We start from the raw sequence: 21727 nt of genomic DNA on the forward strand, positions 1-21727 counted from the left end.
AGTGAATGACCGCGTTTTGATTTCCGGCGCATCCGGTCTGCTTGGTTCTACTCTTGGAATCAAGCTTTCTGCTTCTGGATATGACGTGTTAGGGATTCGGCACAGTCACCCGCGTAATCTGCCATTTCCAGAAGTTATCCTTGATCTAACGGACAACCACGTTCTCTCGGGCGTTTTCCGCGATTTCAAACCGACCACGGTCGTTCATTGTGCGGCACTCTCCAAAGTACTCGAATGCCAAAAGAATCCCGAAACCGCTCATACTCTGAATGTGGCCGTCACCCGCAAGTTTACTGAGCTTGCAGATGATATCAAGAGTTATCTGATCTTCATCTCGACAGATCAGGTGTTCGACGGAAAATCTGGCAGATTTTCGGAAACCGATATTCCTGCACCGACGCATGTGTACGGCCAAACAAAACTCGAGGCCGAGAATATCGTTGCCGGATCGTCATCGGACAACCTGATTCTGCGCAGCAACAATATTGTTGGCAATGGAGCAGGGTGGGGGGCGGGCTTCACTGAAGGACTGCTCCAGAAATTCCTTGCCAAGGAGTCCGTGAGTTTATTTACGGATCAATTCCGCAGTCCAATTTGTGTCGACATCATGACGAATGTCATTTCTGGCTGCATCCGAAAAAGAATTGGCGGAATTCTTCATGGAGGCGGACCGGAAAGACTTAGCCGCTATGATACGGGAACCAAACTCCTCTCGGCGTATGGTCTCTCACCCGAACTATTGCAGTCGTCGAGCTTCAAGTCCCACCCTCAAGCGGAGTTCTTGCACGAAGACGGGTCCTTTGATACCACAAAACTAAAATCCCTTTTCCCCGAATACGCGAACGAGACGATTTACGAAGGTTTTCGCCGGGATGCTGCGGCTCGAACAATATGAACACTTCAAACGCTGAACTTCACAGGCTCCCGACGGGTTCTCAAATACCTGCTGTGATGAACGAGCTGGCAGTTCAGCGCGGTTGGAAGTCCGCAGTGTGTTCGGCCATTGGCGGAGTCTCAGATGTTCGGCTTGCATACTATGATCTCGAAAAGAAGGAGTACTTGCCTTTCGAGATTGAAGGCATCGTCGAGCTGGTGAGTCTCTCCGGCAATCTTACTGGTCAGACTGGCGATCCGTTTTGGCACCTGCACGCGGTAGTCGCTGACCGTGGCGGCAAAACTTACGGCGGTCACCTTATGGAATGCAAAGTTGCACTGACTGTGGAGTTGGCCGTTTGGCCAATGAATGAATTACGCACAAGAACATTTGACGAAAGCCTTGGCTTGCGCCTGCTTTCCGACCGAACGTTGACCAATGACTGAATCCCTGCTTCGCCGCTACTTCATCGCTGTTGCCGGTAACATCGGTGCGGGCAAGACAACTCTTGCAACTCGCTTGGCCTCCCAGCTCGGTTGGAAATGTTACCTCGAGCCCGTAATTGACAATCCGTACTTGCCTGATTTCTACGCGGACATGTCTCGTTGGTCATTCCATTTGCAAGTGTATTTTTTGAGCAAACGTTTCCAAAACCAAATTGACATCGAGCAGGACGAATCTTCGTGCGTTCAGGACAGAACGATCTACGAGGACGCCCGCATCTTCGCGCAAACACTGCGCAAACGCGGATTCATGTCCGATCGCGACTGGGAAAATTATCAAGCATTGTTCGCTTCGATGGCCGGTCAATTGAAACGTCCCGACTTGGTAATATATCTCAAGAGTGACGTGGAGAGCCTTGTCAAACGAATAGCCCAGCGCGGCCGTGAGTTTGAGAAGTCTATTGATACGGACTACTTGGGCGACCTGAATCAAGCGTATGATCAATGGTGTGCAGGGCGGGAAGACAAACTCCTGGTCGCAACCATCGACACAACCTCCGGCGCTGACGAAGAAGAAGTGTTTAGCGAAGCGCTGCGCCTGCTGAAAACAAAGCTGCAAATCGAACTACCTTTCAAGCATGTCTAATCCGTCGTTTTTGTCCGAAGATCGAGCACCCGTCCCTGCCGCGATGCTCAAGGCGGGCATCATCCTTTGCGGCCTTGTTCCGCTGTTACTGGTTTTCAAATCAGGCGCACAACCAAGTGCAATGGGTTATGCGGCATTCGCAGTCGCCGCTGTTCTTGGATACATGGGCTGGAACAACAGTTTGTCAAATCCTTCACGCAGCGAGCCCGGCGGTTTCTGGAACATCCTTTTGGTTGCGTCCGGCGCAGTAGCTTGCGTAGGAGTATTTCTCGGCCAAAGTGTTGGCGTGTGGAATATTCTTTTTTGCCTGCTCATGCCGGTATTGACCATCATTCATGCCCGTATGTCGCCCAACAATGCGACTGCAAGACACATCGTACTGCCGGTCCTATTTGGGTCTATTTTCATGTTTTCGGCCGCGGCACTGGGCAATGTGGAGGCAGGTGCCTTTCCAGCTATAATCGGTGCTCTATTTGTCGCGGTAGTCCGGGCTACTCTGGATATTGAAGAGGACTTCTTCGAGAACCATGCAGACAAGAAACACTTTGAGGTCGAAAATCACTATCGAAATCGCTTGGCTGTCACGGCAGTGATCTTCTTTTTGTTCGGCACAATCAGCTTGTGGCCGTGGCTGGGTGAAATCTACAGCCCAGCTTACTTTTACTTGCTGCTCTTTGGCGTGTTGATTCCCTTGGCCTTCTTTTGGGGGCGCATTCGCCAGCCCAAGATTGAAGGAGCCAAAAACGCACTTATTCGCTTCAATCGTATAGCCCCGATTCTCGGGATCATATACATTGTAGCTTTGGCTATTTCTTAAGACTTGAAGGTTCGCCTAACTCTGGTTTCAGCGTCACCACGGCGCCAGGAACTCCTCGCCAAGCTCCAAATCCCGTTCGACATTCTGCCCTCAAATGCCCACGAGCGCTGGGTCGGTGACTCAGTCACAGAGATCGCTAAACTCAATGCCGTCCGCAAAGTCAAGGCCTCCGAACTCTATGGCAAAAGCGGCAACTTGTTGCTCGGGGCGGATACAGTAATCGAATTTGACGGACGAGTCTATGGCAAGCCCTCCGGAATCCACGCGGCGAACAGGATGCTTGAGCTGTTTGCCGGGAATACGCACCGCGTGATTACGGGAATTTGCCTAGCAGTTTTCACCCGTACTGGAAGAGCAAACAAGACTGTCACTGATGCGGCTGTAAGTGAAGTTGTGTTTCACGACCTTACAAAAAAAGATATTCGCCATTATCTTCGAAGCGGCGAATGGCAAGGCAAAGCGGGCGCCTATGCCATTCAAGGCGAAGGAGGAAAGTTCGTAAGTGCTGTCCGGGGTGATTATGAAAATGTCGTTGGCCTGCCCCTCGGTCTATTAAGGGAAAAACTTGGATCCGATTTCTCAGACTGCAATCTTCTGTGACGAACTCAGAAAGGCCCGGGAATACCAGGGCCTTTCTCTTGAGGACGTTATGCGGCGTACGCGCATCCCCCGGGAATACCTCGAAGCTCTCGAAAACGGTCGCCTTGAGGTCATTCCATCCGCTATCAGGCGAGGGGTTGTCGCCGCATACGTTCAAGCGTCAGGGATGAACTCCGACAAAGTCCTGAAGACGCTCGAGTCCCTCCAAGGAATCCAACCTGCTTCCGATATCGGGACTCTGACCTCAGACCGTAGCACCCGGGAGCGCTTGACAGTCGGCATGACACGGGCACAGATCCAAACGGCGTGGTTTGCAAGCATTGCGGGAAACAGATTCCTCCATTGGTCGCTCACAGTGTTGCTGCTGCTCGTTGGCGTGCTGTTGGCGGCTCAATGGCGTGATGGAGCAAAAAGCATCCTCAAACCGTCGAGCCCCGCAATATATGTCCATGACCCGGTCACCTCTTTTCGCGCCACTCCAGTACTGGCTGCCTCAGAGGTGCCCCTCGAGTCGCTTACAGCCGGTTTGGTCAGTCTAAATCTTGAAGCCGAGCTCATGATTCTTGATACGGGGAAAGTCCACATATTCTGGGGACTCGCTGACGGTCCGAATTTGAATGTCTATCCTTATGATAAAGTTAAAATTACGGCAAATTCGGGAATTCGAGTGGCCCTTTACGAAGGTGCACGTGGCTATCTGATTGCGTCAAAAGACACTCTAATGCCCCATTTTACAAAGGATTCTGCTGCTGTTTGGCTATCATTCCCGGACTTTTCTGGCCCGGAAGAGGCGGACACAATTGCGGTCGACAACAAGATTGACGGTTGACTTGACCCGAACTCCTTGTTATATTATGTTTTTGTCTTTGCCTCATGGACCTGGACCCGACACTTTCTTCTGGCATCAATGGTCTACCTCCTAATAGCCTTCTTCGCCCTCCTTGCTTTCGCTGTTGCTGAGTTCCTTCTGCATCAGCGTCGAGCTAATAATATTCCCATTCGGATCCACGTCAATGGCACAAGAGGCAAGTCTTCAGTGACTCGCCTAATTGCGGCTGGCTTGCGCAACGGTGGTATTCGCACCGTCGCCAAAACAACTGGAACCTTGCCCCGCATTATTGATACGGACGGCAAGGAGATTCCGATTGTCCGCAAGGCAGGCGCAAATATCATTGAGCAGGTCAAGGTCTTCAAGTACTTCACTCGCAAGAAGCCCGAAGCTATCGTGATTGAGTGCATGGCCGTCAACCCCGAGTACCAGTGGATTTGCGAACACAAGTTTGTTCATGCCACGGTCGGCGTGATCACGAATACAAGGCTTGACCACATCCTCGAGATGGGGCCGACGCTCGAAAACGTTACCAGGTCTTTATGCAATACGCTCCCAATAAAAGGCATTGCCTTTACCGCGGAGCAAAACATGTTTTGGATGATGCGCAAGGAAGCGGAAGCCGCTGAGTGCAAACTCCTTCGTGTCAACACGGACAGTGTAACGTATTTGGAACTCGGACAGTTCTCCTACATCGAGCACGCGGACAACGTCGCTCTTGCGCTGGCGGTATGTGAGCACTACCACGTGCCGCGCGAGGTCGCTCTCGAAGGCATGTACAAGGCGTTTCCCGATCCCGGTGCTCTGAAGGTCATGGAAGCTGAAGAAAACGGTCGAGTCGTGCAGTTCATCAATGCGCTCGCTGCGAATGATCCAATGTCGACTTTGGCAATTTGGCAGAAAGTGAAGATACTTTCGACCGACTTGGGCAAAGTCTGCTTTATGCTGAATACTCGTGCCGACCGCTACGATCGCACGATTCAGCTGCTTGAAATGGTCAGGGAAAATCTGAGAAATGAATTTGACTACTTTGTCCTGACCGGTGAAAACCTCGACCGTGTTTACTCAAGTCTTCCCAATTATGGCATAGATCAGTCGAAAGCCGTAAAGATCGGCATGGCAGAACCGAAAGTCACCTACGACGCCGTGTTTGAGCGCATCTCGAATATCGGAACCGTGTTTGCCATGGGCAATGTCGGCAAGGGTGGGCTTGACATAGCAAATTTCTTCTCGCAAAGACGCAGGATTCGTCAAGGAGTGTCGGCGTAGCCGGCAGAAAGCACGTTTAGAGCATCAGATGATTGAATTGACGATAGGGCTGGGCGTACTGGTCAGCCTCCTTTTCCACGAAATAGTCGGTGCGGCTGCCGGGGGTATCGTCGTACCCGGCTATATCGCGATGCACTTGAGCGACCCGGCCAAAATGCTGGGCACGTTCCTTGTTGCATTCGTTGCCTTTCTCTGTATTCGATTAGTTTCCAAGTTCATGTTTGTTTATGGCCGTCGGCGCATGGTGCTGGCGATCATGTTCGGATTCATCTTCGGGTACATCAGCCGAAATCTGATTTCGCAAGACCTAATGGTTGCCGACTTGCGTTTGGAAGCCATCGGTTTCATCATCCCCGGTCTGATTGCCAACTGGTTTGAACGGCAAGGTGTCGTAAAGACTCTTGCCACCATGTTGATTGCGGCGCCGCTGGTAAAACTGCTCGTCATGGTTCTAACGGGCGGGGAGATTTACCATGGCATTTAGACCAAGTCTGCGATCACTCTGGACGTTGATCGCCATGGCCGTCATCTGTTACGGGTTGTTCTTGTGGGCTGAATACAGCAAGGTGGAGGTTCAGAGGGACAATTACGAGGTTAAACTCATCGCGGCCAATCGCATGAATGCGGCTCTCAAAGAGCTCGCGGAACAGGGCAGCGACGACGAAACTCTCGAATCCTACGGTGATCCGCGACTCGACGCCATAATCGGTCAACAATTTTCAACCATTACGACAGACATCGCAAGTTTCGAAGAGAAAATGGCGGGAGCCAATCCGAATCTTGCGGCGGCTGTTCTCGAACTGTTGATTGATGCTGGTTTGAAAAAGGGCGACGTCGTTGCGGTGGCCATGACGGGTTCAAATCCCGGCGCGAATCTCGCCGTCCTGTGTGCGTGCGATGCGCTTGGGGTCGAGCCTCTGACGATTTCCGCACTCAGTTCCACGTGGTGGGGAGCAAATGATCCTCGTGACACGTGGGCGGATATGCAAACCAAATTACAGAAGTCCGGATTGCTCACCGAAAAGACCGTAGCCTATTCGCGCGGAGGTTTGGATGATAACGCGCTGGGACTTTCCAGTGTCGGGCGTTCAGAACTCGCTGCTGCAGCCGAACGCAACGGCGCACGCCTGCTTGAAACCACTTCGATAAGCCAAGCATCTCTCGCGTGGTGGACGGCTTTCAAGTCTGCGGCCGGCAACAAAAAGGTAGCGGCGTACATTAACGTCGGCGAAGGCGTTGCGAGTCTCGGCCACAAAGAAAATCTGGGACTGTTGTCCAATGGTGTTTACACGGCATTGCCTGCTCGCAATTGGCCTGCCCGAGGCGCCATGCACATGGCGTCTCAAGAAGGAATAAAGGTAATTCAAATCGCCAGCGCGGCCAATCTTTCCGAAGCCTACGGCCTTGGCGCGCCGAGTATTCCACTGGCGGATCCGGGTAAGGGCGACGTATTCACGACCACGCGCTATGACATTCGAGTTGCGCTTGTTGCGCTCCTGCTGTCGCTCGGGGCGTTGTTCACTTTGGTTTGGTTTGATGCAAGGTACTTCCGCCTCGCGGACGCCGGCGTGGACCCCGAGACCCTTTTGTAACCAACTTTTTTGGATAAATAATAGCTATGCGCAAACTTCCTATTCTTATCGCATTGATTGTGCTGTCGGTTGCCCAGCTTTCGAGTGCGGAATCAGGTTTCAAATATTTGAAGCCGACTACATACGATCAAGGCACAAGCCTGACCATTGCCGGGAAGTCAAGACACTATTTTGTCGTGGACGCCGACAACAAAGTTAGCGTCACCGTTGAGGGTCCCTCGCAACTTAAGATTATGTCACGTCTCCAGCTCCGCTCTGAAGAAGCGACTCCTGACTATTCTTTTGACGTCATGATCGAAGGCTCCAAGAAAGCCAAAACCGTGCATCATACGAGCAGACTTTCCGAGAAGGCGGAGTCTGGTAGCGATGGACCGCAATATCTTGGAGTCTTACGTTCCAAGGTTGTTGACATTCCCTCAGGCAAGCACAATGTGAGCATTTCCGTGCCCGACGGTTCACAGGAAGTTCTGTTCATTCGTTTGTCCCAGAAGACCAATGAGTTCACGGGGGGAACTGCAGTCATCGCGATGACTCCGTTCGAATACACTTCCGAAGTAGAAATGGTATCCGATGAAGTCATTTATCCGTACTATCGTATAAGCTCCACGGAGCGAGCTGCTCTTCGCTTGGTCGGCCCAGCCACTTTGAAAGTTCTGAGCCGCATCGAGTTTAGCCCCGAGATGAAGGGGACGCAGAAGTGGAAGGTTCAGGTGCTCGAGGACGGAAAGCTAAAAAAGGCCTATCATCTTTCAGCAGGATCTTCCGATGTCATTCAATATCGAAACCCCGCACCGTTGCTCCCCAGTCGTGCCGAGACGTTCTTCGTAGAAATTCCTGAGGGTGAACATGTCTATGAGTTTCGCATGGAAGATGACTCACGCACGGTATTGCTAAGATTCTTGATGCCAAAAGCGGAACTTGACGGAGACAAACGAAAGTGAGACCGATTCTGGCGTTAAGCGTTTTGTTGGGAATCCTGCTAATTTTCGGCCAAACGGAAGCCGCGCGGCGACGCACGCATCTGCCCGCTCTTGATTGGGGTCTTCGTGTCGGCGTTAACACGATTTACAACGACAACGTTCTGCGGCTGTCCGGCCCGGATCAAGATGCATTTCGTCGCTACGATCCGACCTTTCGCACTCCGATTGAAACGGTTGATGACGGAGAAACCGAGTTTTCAATCCATCCTTCCGTTCAATGGCGGGCTCCCCAAACGACAATGATCTCTGCCGTCTACAGGTTTAAGGACGTTCGCCGGGTCAAGAATGACTTTTCAAACTATCAGACGCACAGCCTTACCGCGTCTTTGAGGCCGCGGGTACGGGGATACAAGTGGCAAGCACAAGTCTCCGCTTTCACGATTCCGTCTTTCTATCTCCGCGTGTATCGCGACCGCGATTACGGCACCTACGAAGACGCCCGTTTCAGGAATTGGGAATACAACGGGGAATTTTCAGTTCGACCGCACGACGCACTTTGGCTTTCGCTGCAAGGTGGATGGGGTTCATACTATTACAACGCGAAATTCACGGAATACGATACTGAATACTCTGAAGTCGGTCTTGAAGCTCGCTACGCGACGCCGTGGCGCCCGACGCTGACAGCTCGCTACACGAGGCGAGTTTCAACCAACGTTGGCAGAGATCAATCGATCAACTATGTCCCCTCCTACGACAACAGTCAAATACTTGAGGACAACGAGTATGGCGACGGCGACAACAACGAAGACGAGTTTCGCCTCGCCATACGCTCTCCGTTGAAATTCATTAAGCCAATAACATTGGACGGGTCACTAAGCACGCGCTTGCGCAGACGAATCTTCACCACGGACCGTTCCATATTGGATGACCCGTTTCATCGCGGCAGACTTGATAATCGTTGGGAAATAACACCTTCTCTGTCGTGGGATGCATTGTCTTCGTTGGAAGTAAGTACGTATTTTACCTACGAGCAGCGCGATTCAAAGTCGGACGTTCCGGGAGTGTCGCAAGTCAAAAACTTCGTGCGCCGCGAAGTTGGACTTGGACTTACTTACAAGATCAATTAACCTGATTATTTCTGATTCCAAAAAAAAGCCCCCGGTATCGGGGGCTTTTTTGTTCTCTTAAGCGAGCCGTCGCTCTTTCCATGTTATCTCGGGCCGTTTGAAAATCGCCTTAAGCAGTCGCCAGCCGTAGGCGAGTGACCATGCCGGATAAACGAACGCATGGTACTTCAACCCACGCTTTCCTAACCTCGTCAGTACGGCCGCGATAACCAGCCAATCTCCGAGCAACAGCGCCAGCGATACCGCCATTCCAAAAGGATGGTCCAATAACAATGCCAGTGGCCATAGCAAGTGCGTAAAGAAGCCGAAGCCGAGCAAGAGTTTTCCCGATACTTTTACGGCTTCAACGCCTTCCATCCAACGATAACGCTGGGTGACGATATCGCTCGTGCTTCCTATCGGAAGAGTTTTGATACATGCGCCGGGGGTGACCGCAAAGGCTATCTTCCAGTGCACGGATTCCGCAACAGCGGAAAAGAGGGCAATGTCGTCGATTCTGTTGAATGCTATAGAGCGAAACGTTCCCAATGACCGGTAGCACTCTGATCGCACAGCATAATTGTTGCCGATCAACGCGACGGGCTTACCGAGTCGGCACATTCCGGCGCATACGCCCAACAGCAAAGACCAATCCACGGCCTCGAGTCTTGTGACACGTTCGCCGCTGGATTCATAGTCTGGAAGTGTAATACCGCAAACCAAACCGACTCCCGGTTCGAAATGCCTGACCATATCAACTGCCCAGCGCGGATGCACCTCGCAGTCGCCGTCCGTCATCAGCACAAACTCGCCGGTCGCCGCTTCGATTCCTTGAGCGAGTGGCAATGTTTTGGTCGGCGGTAAGGACTCTCCGTTCCCGTGCTCGGCATCTAAAAGCCTGAAACGGAAGGGCAGTGTTCTTGAAAGCTCGCGCGCAACTTCCGCAGTCTTGTCCGTCGAATCGTCGTTAACAAGCACAAGCTCTATCTTCGCCGGATCATACTCGAGTCTTGACAACGAGGCAAATAGCCGCGGCAAGTTGTCAGCTTCGTTTCTTGCGGGCACGACGATTGAAATATTGGGAAGCTCATTCTTCTGACTCGGACTCTTGCGCAGCAACGCCAGCGCGATAAGTGCGCCTGTTAGAAACTGAAACCCGCCGATCAGCAGACCGAGTGTAGACAAGATCATGCCGTCAATATACTCTTTGGCTTGTCGGAGAGTGCGACGGAAGACAAGTTGCGCTTCACAAGCTCATCTCGTAGATAGGGAAGCTGTTCTATCACGTTCGTGGTAGTTTCGTGACCGTCGTGCAAGAGCAAGATCATTCTGTCATGCACACTTGAAACCAATTTCTGCCTCACCGCATCCGCTGTTTGTGGTTTCCAGTCAGATATATGAGCGGACCACAACACGGGAGTGATCTTCAACTCGCTGACCCGTCGATGCATCGTAAGGTCAATCGCTCCGAACGGAGGACGAAACATCGGAGCCATTTTGATCCCGAATTCTTGCAGCATAAACATTGTTTGCCGTATGCTCGCCTGCACGAAGGAGGAACTCTTGAACCAATGTTTCTCGTGTGCATACCCGTGACAAGCTATAGCATGTCCCGCTGCCGACATTTCTTTCAAGAGCGCTGCGTTACCGCGGCACTTCTGCCCGATCACAAACATCGTAGCCTTCAGCGACAGCTTATCCAGCGTCTCGAGCAACTTCGGAGTCGTCTGCGGATCCGGTCCGTCGTCAAACGTCAGTGCGACATGTCCCGGCGACCAGCAATGAGTCTGCCAGCCTCTTGCGAGCATCGGCCCGATTTGCGACAGTGTCATCACGATTCGATTAGCTCCGAGTGCTTCTCGACGGTCTCTGCGCCTTGCTCAGTTCGGTGGAACTTCCGTTTCCTCAGAGCCCAAGGGAGTTTTGCAGTGCGGTACCATCCGCCTTTCCAATGGTAAGGCAGCACCAACCCGGCAAAACCGAAGAATGGCGTGAACAACGTGTGCAGCAATTCGTATGCAGGGAAATAGGGGAGGAGCCGCTCTTGTGAAAACGTCTTCACTCCGGTCACAACAAGTGTCATATCGACGGTGAGTTTTGCTCCCCATATAATCGCGGCAGGGAGGACGAGCGCAGGAACAAACAACGCGGAAACAGGCAATGCGATTAATGCGCAATAGTATGCGTATATTGCGAACAAGAAACCGAGCATACTGCCGCGATACGTCAAACCTTTGGATGCCCATCTAAGTCGTTGGTGCATCAATTCACTCAAACTCGTCACAGGCAGGGACTTTACGATAGTCTCCGGCGCAGTCGCAAACACCATTTTCCAATTGGTATTTGCCGCGACTCTTTGAGCGAATAATACGTCATCACCGGACACAACTTCCGACGATTTGCCGTATCCCGCAATTTGGTTATACACTTTTCGGCGAAAACACAAGTTACTTCCGTTACAGCTTGCTGCGTGATTCCAGCCAAGCGCTCCCGCCGCAAGAAAATTCTGCACGAAGAAATCCAGCCACTGAATTTTCTGCCAAACCGGAGCGGCTTTAAAATTCGGCAAATCAAAAATCGTGAGTCCCGCCACAACTCCAACATCGTCCGCCAAGTGACTGATCATACCGGACAACCAATCCGGATGGTATTGGCAGTCCGCATCGGTCGTAACAATGATATCTTTCTCCGAACTTGCGATGCCGGCCGAGAGTGCGTGCTTCTTAGGTGAAGCTCCGTCAAATGTGTCAATTCGCACAATACGGAGATTCGAATATTTTGCACATAGTTCTCGAAGCACCCGCGGCGTTTGGTCCGAACTTCGGTCGTCTACGACCACAACTTCCCAATCACCTGCATAACGTTGCCGCATAAGTGAGTTCAGAGCCCATGGAAGCACGCTCGCTTCGTTTCGCGCCGGCACAATCACACTGATACTTGGCCAATCGGCAAAGTCAATTCGACGATTCCGCCGGAGCCGCGTCAGTCCTGCGGCGAACAACAGCATCAAAACGCTGTACAGCAGCGTTGCCGCACCAACCAGCAATACAAAGATGTTCAGAAAACTAAGCTGCACGCTGCTTCCAATTTTGGTGAATCGTAAACACTCTTCTAAAATACCTCATGCCGACTAATGCCGGAATTGCTACGTTAACTCCGAACAAAATTAGCGAAGCTGCCACTGCTTGCGCGTCAGGAACACCGAGACCCCTCAGACAGAGCAGTGCTGTCCATTCACCGACCCCCAAATTTCCCAAGGTGAGCGGAATATTGCCTTTCAAAAAGAAATTTAGATGAACTGCAAGCATTCCCGCCAGTACTGGAACAGACGACCCGAGCGCGTCCAACACAAGAATGAACTGTACGAGTGAAACCGCTAGTGAACCTGTTGCCAGTGCCAAGTAGAGCAGAGAGGACCCGGTCGGAATCTGACGAATAGTCCCAAGCGAGTTTGCAATGAAAATTCCCCACTTTCGTTTTCCGACGAGTCTCGCGATCAAACCCGCGATTGGCCCCGGAAACACGCCGGTCAATAGGATCATCGTTCCGACGCCAAACAGGATGACTGAAACGCCGTCTCCCCACGCGGCCCACGCCGCGCTCCATCCTAAACTGGGCAACACAGCCAAAGCAATCAATCCAAAACCGTTCACAGTGATTGCGCTGTAACTTCGCTCTAACACCGTAAGAGCAGTGGCTTCGCCCACGGAAACATCCCTCAGGAATAGTCCGCGGCCGTAAGAACCAATTCGCCCCGGCGTCAAGAATCCCAAAGTATGCCCGAGCCAATACGATGCATAAACATCCCCGGTCGCAGGCGATATGGTTGCCCGTCTGGCAATGAATTTCCAGCGATAATACTGTAGGGCCTGGTTCGGATACCACAGCGCCACGGCTGCCAAAATACCCAGTCCACTCGCGCCGGTGAGAACATTAAGAATCTCGCTCCAGCGAACCTGCCACGACAGGAGCAGCAGCACGGCAACTGTCAGCGCGATCTTTGACCACTTAGGCAATGACCACTTTTCAACGGCGACGACTTCCGCCGCGGGCTGTGTCAAGATTTGCGGCGACTCAGGAACCATGTCCGCCGGGAGTTGGAATCAAAACTGCCTCGTAATTCATGGAACGTCCGCGCCAATCGTATCTCTTGCCGAAAACGGCGGCAAGTGCTCTCCAAAACGTCCACACGGGCAAGACCAGTGATGCCGCGAAAATTTCTGCGGATCCGATATTCAATTTCAGCTTGTTTGCAAGGATAATCCCCGCCAAACCGTCCAAGGCGAGCTTGCAAAGCAAAATTAAGGAAACAGATATTTTGTTACCGACAAACGGAACGGATAAAAACGCGAGCAAGAACAAAATGTTTGCGGCGATGGACAAAGCGAACATCACTCGCCATCTCATCGGATAGAGATGTGTCACGCTCTGGTGCCGTGCCGCTTGATTCCAACGTGAGCCTCGCAGTCCACCCAAGTCGCGAACAACGCTGTCAGGGCTTGCGCAAAACTTTACATTCCATCCAAAGCTCGCAATCGCTTGGACAGTCAAATCGTCGTCACCGGATGGAATTTCGCGGTGAACTGGCGCGTCAACTTCTTGCAGCGCTTTCTTCAAATACACGATACTGTGACCACAGGCCGAAGCAGGCAGTCCCCAACCGCAAGCCGAAGCCATCAGAGTATTTGCCGTCAGTCTTTCCCAGCGGTAAGCACGCTCGGAAAAGGTCTTTCCGTTAGCGGGCCAGGATGCTCCAATGACTGCACCCGTTGCAGGATCCATCTCGCCGATCATTTCATTCACCCACGCGGGTGGAACAACACAATCAGCATCTGTAATAGCCACAACATCACCAGTTGCTCGTGCAAATCCGTCCGCAAGAGCGCGCTTCTTCGGACTCGCGATCCTGACCTCTTCCGCAAGCGAAATTATGGCAAGCTCAGGATTACGCAATGAAATTTCGCTCGCTATGTCTTGCGTTCCATCGCTCGATGAGTCGTCATACATTAACACCTCATCGAGTTTAGGCTCCTGCCTCAAGAGAGAATCAAGACACGCTCTGATCGTTGCGCTCTCATTTCTCGCCACCGTAATCCCAGTCACAGACGGATTCGAAATCGACCTCGTCCCCATTTGGCGCATCCGCCAAAACAGGAGTCCGGTCAGCCAAACCGCAGACGGCAAAATGATTACTGCAAGCCAATTACCCATAAAGTCCAGAAATGAAATCACAAACGAACATAAAATATAGGAATATAGTCCCTTAGACGCAATAAAAAGGGAATACTCTGAAAGTTCAAATGGCGGGATTTCCTTGCGCATAATCCCCTGATTCAGTTGCCATTTTTGCGAATTTTTAGTAGTTTCCACTGCTCGTTACTACCCTCAACCACCTTCCCACGCCCCAAAATCACCCCGAATGGCCGCCCCCAAGCAGGAAATTGAGGAGCTCCGCAGGAAAATCGCCCGTCATGATAGGCTTTACTATGCGGAAAACCGTCCGGAAATCAGTGATTTTGACTACGACCAGCTTTTCAGGCGGTTGCGCGAGCTGGAAGCCGAGCACCCCAATCTGGTCGAGCCAGACAGCCCAACCCAGAGGATTGGTGATGCCCTAACGGCCGGATTTGCCTCCGTCAAGCACCCATTTCCGATGCTTTCACTGGCAAATTCCTACGAAGTCGATGATATTCTCGACTTTCACCGGCGGGTAGTGGACGGGCTTGAAGGGGATTCGCCCGAGTATTCGTGTGAGCTAAAGTTCGATGGAGTGTCCCTTCTTCTAACTTACGAGAATGGGCAGTTTACAGGTGCCGCCACCCGCGGGGACGGTGAAAAAGGCGACGACATTACGGCCAATATTAGGACGGTGCGAGGCATCCCTCTAAGGCTTGATACCTCTAAGCCTCCGCGCACGTTGTATGTCCGCGGTGAGGTCTACATGCGGACGGCCGATTTCATAGCTTTTAACGATGAGCAGGTAGCCGAGGGCAAGAAGCCGCTTGCCAATCCGCGTAACACGGTCGCGGGATCTTTGAAATTGCTCGATCCAAGTCTGGTCGCCAGACGGCCCTTGCGAGTCGTATGTTATGGATATGAGTCACCCGATTCGCCTGTAGACTCACACTCAAAGGGCCTCGCCAAGCTGAAGTCTTTCGGACTTCCCATCAGCGATGTTTCTACGGTTGTCGACTCCATCGATGACGTTGTGAAATACTGGAAATCGTGGGAAGAACGGCGTGACACGTTGCCGTTTGAGATTGACGGAATCGTCGTAAAGGTCGATTCGCTTGCACAGCAGCGCACATTGGGCTTGACTTCAAGGGCACCGCGGTGGGCCATAGCCTGCAAGTTTTCCGCTCGTCAGGCAACGACTCTGCTAAAGGGTGTTTCCTTTCAAGTCGGCAGAACAGGCGTGCTGACACCCGTCGCGGAGCTTGAACCGGTATCACTTGGAGGCGTTACGGTTCGGCGCGCGACGCTGCATAATTTCGATGAGATTCGCAGGCTCGACTTGCGCTATGGCGACACCGTCACACTGGAACGCGGCGGCGACGTTATTCCCAAGATTACTGGATTTGTCGCCGGGAATCGAAAACGCGGAGCGAAGTTAATTTCCGAGCCGGAAGTCTGCCCGGTATGCGGTGCACCGCTTGAAAGAGTAGAGGGGGAAGTTGCCCTCCGCTGCACCAACCCACGCGATCCTGAAGTTGTCAAACGCCAGATTGAGCATTTCGCGTCACGCGGCGCGCTGGACATTGCCGGCTTGGGCTCAGAGACGATTGACAGTCTGGTCGAGCAAAAACTTGTCGACAATCCGGTTGGCGTGTTCTTTCTCGAAATCAAAGACATCTTAGCTCTGCCCGGATTTGCACAAAAGTCCGCTGAGAAACTTCGCTCCTCACTCGACTCCGCGAAGAATTCATCGCTTGACAGGTTGATATTTGGGCTGGGTATCCGGTTCGTGGGGGAAAGCACAGCTCGGACTATTGCGGCACAATACGGCGATCTTGAAATGCTCGCCAAAGCCAGTCAAGAAGAACTCGAGAGTCTTCCTGACGTCGGTCCGCGAGTCGCACAGGCAATCACCGAGTTTTTTTCTTCCGAAATTTGGCGGCAAAACTTAGTTGATCTGAAACGTGCAGGCGTCAAACTCAAGGATGAGTTGGCAACCCCGCGCGGAGACAAGTTGGCAGGGATGACTGTTGTCGTGACTGGTACCCTGACAAAATACACCCGCGAAGAAATAGAGCGGTTAATTATGTCACAAGGAGGAAAACCCTCCGGTTCCGTCTCGAAGAAAACGAGCATGGTCGTAGCAGGGGAGAAGGCCGGCTCCAAACTGGAAAAGGCCATTTCACTTGGCGTGCCAGTGCTTTCTGAAGATGAATTCGAGAAAGTCCTGAGCGGCGACACTACTTTAGACTCATAAACTAACAACATAAACGACCTACATGGCTAACACAGCAGACATTCGCAAGGGCTTGACCTTGTCGATGGAAGGACAAATTTTTGAAATCGCGGATTTTCAGCACGTCAAGCCCGGCAAAGGCGGTGCATTTGTCCGCATAACCCTTCGCAATGCCCGCACGGGACGCATCATTGAACGTACACTGAACTCCGGCGCGTCAATCGAAATTGTGCGCGTTGAAGGAAAGGACTTGCAGTATCTCTATAACGACGGGGAATTCTACCACTTTATGGACCAAGAGTCCTATGAGCAGTTTCAGTTTACGACCGACTGGCTCGGCGACAAGGCTCAATGGCTGAAAGAAGGCGTGGTTTGTCACGTGAATTTCCTTGACACCGAGGCTCTCACACTCGATCTTCCAAATTTCCTTGAAGTCGAAATCAAGGAAACTGCTCCCGGCTTCAAAGGCGATACGGTGTCCAGCACGGGAAAGCCCGCTACCGTAGAAACCGGAGCCGAGATCAACGTACCTCTTTTCTGTGAAATCGGAGACGTCGTGCGCGTAGATACCCGGACTGGTGAATATCTTGATCGGGTGAAGCGCGCCGGATAGCCATGGAACATATGCGACTGACTCTTGCCGTACTGGCCGCCCTTTTAGCACTTGTGTTCTGGGGAGTCTGGTTAGCAAGGGGTCGGCAGCATTCAAAAAAGCGTGGCGCAATACTCTTTTATTCGCTGCTCTTGTTCGCTTCGGCGCTGTTTCTATACTTGGGATCCCAGAACGAACCAGAATCTATGGCCTCCCAACGCCCCAAAGCGACTAAGCAAGAGGGTGATTCCAAGGCTTCCGTGAAAAACCCGGGTTCGTCACCCGGAGAGCCAACGAGTACCGAGTCATCAGAAAACACGCAAACGTCGCTTCCGGTCAGTGCGGTCCCCGCAAATCCCAAGTCCGAAGATGTTTGGCAGGACCTAAAAACGGACGCTGAGACTCAAAGTGGTTCTGTCGAGTTGTCCTATGGTGAGCTTCCCAAACGCAAGCCTAAGTTGAAGTCTGCGTCCGGCAAACTTCCAAAGTCAAGCAAGCCAAATGCAGATGGAAAAAAAGCCGAGGATGTCATCGAGGACGGCATTCTCTCAGCTTTTGATGCAATCGAAATCTTCTTTGATACATATGGCAGTCCAGTCGCGGCTTCCGCTTCCAACAGAAGCGGCGGTCAGTCGACGGGTTCAATCGAATTTGTGAATGGCACCTCAGAACTTAGCGAACGCAGCAAGAATTACCTGCATTCGCTGGCGCCTCAACTGGGGAAGATGTATAAAGATGGACAGCTTGAGATACGTGCACAATCAAACGAAAAAGCAGATTCACCCGCTCACCGTTTTCTTCTGACGCAGTCTCGCGCCGAAGCCGTTCGGGACGAACTCTCGGACAGCGGTTTTCCGGCCAATAGACTGGTGCCTATTGGTTCGGAAACAGCAGGTGAAACTCGAGTGAAGTTCGTACACCGGCCCAACTAAGGAGCCCCAATGTCCACACGAACACCAAAAGAAAAATCTCGCATCGAACTAACTGAGATTCAAAAACTGATTCGCATGATCGAGCGCAGCCCGATAAATGAATTCGAGTTAGTCGAGAATGACCTGAAAATAAGAATCTCAAAGAACTCGTCAAATGGAACCGTTACGGTAGCGTCATTGCCGCAAGCGCCGATGATGGCCCCGATGGGTTATCCTCAACAGGCAGCGCTTCAAGCGCCGCAGGCAACCGTTTCCGCTGCTGCTCCTTCCGAGCCCAAAGCTCCTTCGGCAAATGTCGTGGAGGTCAAGGCTCCGATGGTCGGCACATTTTATCGCGCTCCCTCGCCCGATGCCGAGCCCTACGTCCGTGTCGGCGATGTCGTCGAGCCCGGAAAGGTGCTCTGCATTGTTGAAGCAATGAAGCTCATGAATGAGATCGAAGCCGAATTCAAAGGCAAGGTCGTTGACGTTTTGCTCGAAAACGCGCAGCCTGTTGAGTTCGGTCAGGTCATGTTCCGAATTGAGAGAATGAGCTGATGTTCAGCAAGGTTCTTGTTGCCAATCGCGGCGAGATAGCGCTGCGCGTAATCCGCGCGTGCAAAGACCTTGGCATAAGTACAGTCGCGGTTTGCTCGACGGCTGACCGTGATTCACTGCACGTACGATTTGCCGATGAATCGGTTTGCATTGGTCCTCCGACCGCATCTCAAAGCTATCTTTCCCCCAAGGCCATCATCTCTGCCGCTGAAATCACGGGCGCGGATGCCATTCATCCCGGCTATGGATTCATGGCTGAAAACGCTGATTTCGCCCAGATTTGCATGGCGCATGAAATTGTTTGGATCGGTCCTGATCCCAAAGTTATTCAGATCATGGGCCACAAGTCCGAAGCCAAACGAACCATGATCAATGCTGGCTGTCCGGTTGTGCCGGGCAGTGATGGTGCGGTTAAGGATGCGTCTGAAGCCCGCCGGCTTGCTGAAGAGTTCGGCTTGCCCGTCATGATTAAGGCCGTTGCCGGCGGCGGCGGTCGAGGCATGCGTCTCGTCCACGACATCAACAATGTCGAAACCGCGTTTGAAATGGCCAGTGCCGAAGCGGAGGCCGCTTTCAATAACGGGGACCTCTATCTCGAAAAAGCGATCATCAATCCCCGCCATATTGAGATTCAAGTAATGGGAGATGGTCGCGGCGGCTGCATTCACTTCGGTGAACGTGATTGTTCGATGCAGCGCCGTCATCAAAAATTGATTGAAGAGTCTCCGTCACCCGCTGTCGATACCAAGCTCCGCGAACAGATGGGGAAAACCGCCGTTCAAGCGGCAGCCGCAATTAAGTATTCCGGTGCCGGAACGATGGAGTTTTTGCTCGACCAAGAGGGCAATTTCTATTTCATGGAAATGAATACTCGTATTCAGGTCGAACACCCCGTCACGGAAATGGTCACCGGACACGACCTCGTCAAAATGCAGCTTCAAGTTGCCTTGGGAGAACCGCTTCCCAAACAAAAAGAAGTCACGGTGCGTGGACATGCTATCGAGTTCCGCATCAATGCCGAAGACGCTTCTCGCGGTTTCTTGCCGTCACCCGGAAACGTCGCGGTCTGGAACCTCCCCGGTGGCCCCGGAGTTCGTGTAGATACCCACGTCTATCAAGGCTATTCGATTCCGCCGTTCTACGACAGCTTGATTGCCAAACTGATAGTCTACGGCGCGGATAGGGAAGAGGCTCTGAAACGTTGCCGCCGCGCGTTAAGCGAGTTCATCGTCGAAGGAATTCACACAACGATCCCATTCCACCTCGAAATGCTGGATACCGAGGCTTTCAGGTCGGGACAGGTCCACACTAAGTGGGTCGAACAATACATGGAACAGCTTGCAAAAGCATAATCATAGAAACACGTCCATTAAGGAATATCAATGAACATCCCGGAAGGATATCTTTATACAAAGGACCACGAGTGGGTCAAACTTGAAGGTGATCTCGCGGTCGTGGGTATCACGGAATTCGCTCAAGGCGAACTGGGCGACGTCGTGTTCGTGCAATTGCCGGGCACGGGAACAAAAGTCGGCCAAGGTGATAGTTTTGGTACGATAGAAGCGGTAAAGGCCGTTGCCGATCTCTATTCTCCGATTTCCGGAGATGTCGTCGAAGTAAATCCCGCACTCGAAGGCACACCCGAGATCATCAATCAGCAACCCTACTCCGACGGTTGGATCGTCAAGATTCGACCCAGCAGCTTCGACGGCGAAAAAGCCGGATTACTTACTCCCTCTGCATACAAGGATCTTACAAGCGCCTGATCAAGGGCCAATTTCTCTTTTCAAATAATGCGCTACATCCCGAATACCCCCGATGATCGCAGTGCGATGCTGCGGGCCATCGGGGTATCTTCTTTTGAAGAACTTCTCGAACAAGTTCCCTCATCGCTCCAATTGAACAGACCGCTGAATATTTCGGACGGAAAATCGGAATGGCAGGTCAGCCGCGAAATGTCGGCTCTTGCCGAAATGAACCAAAATGCTATGGCCCATGCTTGCTTCATGGGCGCAGGCAGCTACGATCACTACGTTCCGGCAGCCGTGAACGCCCTGGCATCCCGCAGTGAATTTGTCACGGCTTACACTCCGTATCAGCCTGAAGTCGCCCAAGGGACGCTGCAAGTCATCTTTGAATTTCAGTCGATGATTTGTGAGTTGTTTGCGATGCCCGCCGCCAACGCCAGTCTCTATGACTGCGGCGTCGCGCTTTCAGAAGCAATTTCCCTCGCGCATGCGCACACTAAACGCAGCAGGTTTGTTTGGAGTGAGGCTGTTAATCCGTCCTACCGTCGCGTTGCCGAAACAAACAACGTCGCGCAGGGCATGACCTTTGATCTCGCTCCCTCTCCCAACGGATGTCAAACCAACGACGCGATAAATATGCTGCTCGGCGACGATGTTGCCGCACTGGTTGTGCAGTATCCGAATTTCTACGGCATCGTTGACGATCTCTCAAAGGTCATCGAACGTGCCCACTCGGTCGGCGCTCTCGTAATTTTCGTCGCCGATCCGATGGCCATGGGCGTCCTGCGTTCGCCCGGACGGCTTGGCGCAGACATTGTCGTGGGCGAAGGTCAAAGCCTAGGCAATTACATGTCCTACGGTGGTCCCTATCTCGGGTTATTCGCCGCCTCCAACGAATTGGTGCGTCTCATGCCCGGACGTATCGTCGGCATCACAAAAGATGTTGATGGCCGTCGCGGGTTCGTATTGACACTGCAAACTCGCGAACAACACATTCGCCGCGACAAAGCAACCTCGAATGTCTGCACAAATCAAGGGCTGGTCGCCACTCGCGCGACATTTTACCTTTCAATGCTCGGCCCGAACGGCCTGCGCGAAATTGGCGAAACGTCCGCCCGCCGCGCACGTTATCTGATAAACAAACTCAAAGCTGTTCCCGGCTTTTCACTTCCGCATTCCGGCACACACTTCCGTGAATTCGTTCTCAATGTACCGGGCAACTCCGAAAAGTTCTTTGAATTCATGTCCGAACGCGGCGTTCTTGCCGGAGTTCCTCTTTCAAGAATGGGTATTCACAACGACCGCGGCATCCTCGTTGCATTGACTGAAAAACGAACCGTTGAAGAAATGGATCGCTACGCTGAGCTTGCGGCCGAATACACTGCGGGAGGTGCGCAATGAGCCGAGAAGT

General features: G+C 52.3%; 23 protein-coding genes. 18 read left to right on the top strand and 5 right to left on the bottom strand.

The features are described 5' to 3' along the window. Position 1 precedes the first annotated feature (1 nt). The 11 genes from H6507_04075 to H6507_04125 all read left to right on the top strand — a co-directional run bounded on the left by H6507_04075 (position 2) and on the right by H6507_04125 (position 9117). On the top strand, positions 2 to 895 hold the full coding sequence (locus H6507_04075) for an SDR family oxidoreductase (protein MCB9368270.1): 894 nt from the start codon (positions 2 to 4) through the stop codon (positions 893 to 895). Further along, complete coding sequence (locus H6507_04080; GenBank protein MCB9368271.1) at positions 892 to 1320, top strand: DNA-binding protein; 429 nt, start codon at positions 892 to 894, stop codon at positions 1318 to 1320. Before H6507_04075 ends, H6507_04080 begins: the two co-directional genes overlap by 4 nt. Next, positions 1313 to 1963: a deoxynucleoside kinase gene (locus tag H6507_04085; protein MCB9368272.1), complete on the top strand. Its 651-nt coding sequence runs from the start codon at positions 1313 to 1315 to the stop codon at positions 1961 to 1963. Before H6507_04080 ends, H6507_04085 begins: the two co-directional genes overlap by 8 nt. Before the next feature lie 10 nt (positions 1964 to 1973). Continuing rightward, positions 1974 to 2780 (top strand): hypothetical protein, encoded by an 807-nt coding sequence (locus tag H6507_04090; protein ID MCB9368273.1) that lies wholly within the window; start codon positions 1974 to 1976, stop codon positions 2778 to 2780. Positions 2781 to 2783: 3 nt separating this feature from the next. Then, positions 2784 to 3380 (top strand): septum formation protein Maf, encoded by a 597-nt coding sequence (maf, locus tag H6507_04095; protein MCB9368274.1) that lies wholly within the window; start codon positions 2784 to 2786, stop codon positions 3378 to 3380. Beyond that, on the top strand, positions 3346 to 4209 hold the full coding sequence (locus H6507_04100) for a helix-turn-helix domain-containing protein (GenBank protein ID MCB9368275.1): 864 nt from the start codon (positions 3346 to 3348) through the stop codon (positions 4207 to 4209). Before maf ends, H6507_04100 begins: the two co-directional genes overlap by 35 nt. Before the next feature lie 78 nt (positions 4210 to 4287). Further along, positions 4288 to 5478: a poly-gamma-glutamate synthase PgsB gene (gene pgsB / locus H6507_04105; GenBank protein ID MCB9368276.1), complete on the top strand. Its 1191-nt coding sequence runs from the start codon at positions 4288 to 4290 to the stop codon at positions 5476 to 5478. Positions 5479 to 5506: 28 nt separating this feature from the next. After that, positions 5507 to 5962, top strand: coding sequence for a poly-gamma-glutamate biosynthesis protein PgsC (pgsC, locus tag H6507_04110; protein ID MCB9368277.1), 456 nt, complete (start codon positions 5507 to 5509; stop codon positions 5960 to 5962). After that, complete coding sequence (gene pgsW, locus H6507_04115) at positions 5952 to 7070, top strand: poly-gamma-glutamate system protein (GenBank protein MCB9368278.1); 1119 nt, start codon at positions 5952 to 5954, stop codon at positions 7068 to 7070. The genes pgsC and pgsW overlap by 11 nt, the downstream gene beginning before the upstream one ends. A 26-nt stretch (positions 7071 to 7096) precedes the next feature. Continuing rightward, complete coding sequence (locus H6507_04120; protein ID MCB9368279.1) at positions 7097 to 8011, top strand: hypothetical protein; 915 nt, start codon at positions 7097 to 7099, stop codon at positions 8009 to 8011. Then, positions 8008 to 9117, top strand: coding sequence for a hypothetical protein (locus H6507_04125; GenBank protein MCB9368280.1), 1110 nt, complete (start codon positions 8008 to 8010; stop codon positions 9115 to 9117). Before H6507_04120 ends, H6507_04125 begins: the two co-directional genes overlap by 4 nt. A gap of 57 nt (positions 9118 to 9174) precedes the next feature. On the opposite strand, the gene H6507_04130 is transcribed toward H6507_04125, so the two are convergent. From H6507_04130 to H6507_04150, 5 genes are read right to left on the bottom strand one after another with little or no spacing between them, the layout of a single operon-like run. Then, positions 9175 to 10287 (bottom strand): glycosyltransferase, encoded by a 1113-nt coding sequence (locus tag H6507_04130; protein ID MCB9368281.1) that lies wholly within the window; start codon positions 10285 to 10287, stop codon positions 9175 to 9177. Then, a complete protein-coding gene (locus H6507_04135; GenBank protein MCB9368282.1) occupies positions 10284 to 10928 on the bottom strand; it encodes a polysaccharide deacetylase family protein in 645 nt (214 codons plus the stop codon). The genes H6507_04130 and H6507_04135 overlap by 4 nt, the downstream gene beginning before the upstream one ends. After that, positions 10928 to 12172 (bottom strand): glycosyltransferase, encoded by a 1245-nt coding sequence (locus H6507_04140; protein MCB9368283.1) that lies wholly within the window; start codon positions 12170 to 12172, stop codon positions 10928 to 10930. Before H6507_04140 ends, H6507_04135 begins: the two co-directional genes overlap by 1 nt. Continuing rightward, the gene (locus tag H6507_04145) at positions 12162 to 13181 is read right to left on the bottom strand and encodes a flippase-like domain-containing protein (protein ID MCB9368284.1); all 1020 of its coding nucleotides are present in this window, start codon (positions 13179 to 13181) and stop codon (positions 12162 to 12164) included. The genes H6507_04140 and H6507_04145 overlap by 11 nt, the downstream gene beginning before the upstream one ends. Continuing rightward, a complete protein-coding gene (locus H6507_04150) occupies positions 13171 to 14307 on the bottom strand; it encodes a glycosyltransferase (GenBank protein MCB9368285.1) in 1137 nt (378 codons plus the stop codon). Before H6507_04150 ends, H6507_04145 begins: the two co-directional genes overlap by 11 nt. 208 nt (positions 14308 to 14515) lie before the next feature. Between H6507_04150 and ligA the strand changes: the two genes are divergently transcribed. From ligA to gcvPA, 7 genes are all read left to right on the top strand, one after another. Further along, entirely contained in the window at positions 14516 to 16528 is a 2013-nt protein-coding gene (ligA, locus tag H6507_04155) for an NAD-dependent DNA ligase LigA (GenBank protein ID MCB9368286.1), read from the top strand. 22 nt (positions 16529 to 16550) lie between these two features. Further along, positions 16551 to 17120: an elongation factor P gene (gene efp, locus H6507_04160; protein MCB9368287.1), complete on the top strand. Its 570-nt coding sequence runs from the start codon at positions 16551 to 16553 to the stop codon at positions 17118 to 17120. A 185-nt stretch (positions 17121 to 17305) separates the two neighbouring features. Further along, positions 17306 to 18031: a hypothetical protein gene (locus H6507_04165; GenBank protein ID MCB9368288.1), complete on the top strand. Its 726-nt coding sequence runs from the start codon at positions 17306 to 17308 to the stop codon at positions 18029 to 18031. Between the two features lie 42 nt (positions 18032 to 18073). After that, positions 18074 to 18568 carry an acetyl-CoA carboxylase biotin carboxyl carrier protein gene (gene accB, locus H6507_04170; protein ID MCB9368289.1) on the top strand — a complete coding sequence of 165 codons (495 nt, stop codon included), beginning with the start codon at positions 18074 to 18076 and terminating at the stop codon, positions 18566 to 18568. Next, positions 18568 to 19920, top strand: a complete 1353-nt coding sequence (gene accC / locus H6507_04175; protein ID MCB9368290.1) for an acetyl-CoA carboxylase biotin carboxylase subunit — start codon at positions 18568 to 18570, stop codon at positions 19918 to 19920. The genes accB and accC overlap by 1 nt, the downstream gene beginning before the upstream one ends. 30 nt (positions 19921 to 19950) lie before the next feature. Continuing rightward, positions 19951 to 20334 (top strand): glycine cleavage system protein GcvH, encoded by a 384-nt coding sequence (gene gcvH, locus H6507_04180; GenBank protein MCB9368291.1) that lies wholly within the window; start codon positions 19951 to 19953, stop codon positions 20332 to 20334. Positions 20335 to 20361: 27 nt separating this feature from the next. Further along, the gene (gcvPA, locus tag H6507_04185; protein MCB9368292.1) at positions 20362 to 21717 is read left to right on the top strand and encodes an aminomethyl-transferring glycine dehydrogenase subunit GcvPA; all 1356 of its coding nucleotides are present in this window, start codon (positions 20362 to 20364) and stop codon (positions 21715 to 21717) included. Positions 21718 to 21727: the final 10 nt, after the last annotated feature.

The organism is Calditrichota bacterium, from assembly GCA_020637445.1.
Lineage (GTDB): Bacteria > Electryoneota > RPQS01 > RPQS01 > RPQS01 > JABWCQ01.